The sequence below is a fragment of the Sphingobium sp. LMA1-1-1.1 genome (assembly GCF_040676365.1).
Classification (GTDB): domain Bacteria; phylum Pseudomonadota; class Alphaproteobacteria; order Sphingomonadales; family Sphingomonadaceae; genus Sphingobium.
Window position 1 is genome coordinate 1 of record NZ_JBEGHS010000066.1, and the last position, 255, is coordinate 255.

Genomic DNA, 255 nt, shown 5'->3' on the forward strand with positions numbered 1-255 from the left:
CATCGACCGCACCGATCGACCCGTCGATGTGCAGGGCCGCGTTGTAGGTCTGCATCCGGTTGCGGTCGTCAAGCGCCATCGCCTGGGAGATGTAGTTGTTGTCGCGCGGCTGCTGAGTGGCGCCCAGCACCGGGTCCGTTTCGGGAAGCCTGATCGTATCGATCAACTGGCCGTCGCTGTTGAACACCGGCGCCGCGGGGAAGGACTTGTACGGGCTGGTCGACGCGATGCTGCGCAGGGCCGAACCCTGCACGC

General features: G+C 65.9%; 1 protein-coding gene. It reads right to left on the reverse strand.

All coding sequences use genetic code 11. From position 1 onward, the window contains the following. On the reverse strand, nucleotides 1-255 hold a 255-nt coding region (locus MRBLMA1_RS20080), incomplete at both ends, for a hypothetical protein (RefSeq protein WP_363739304.1).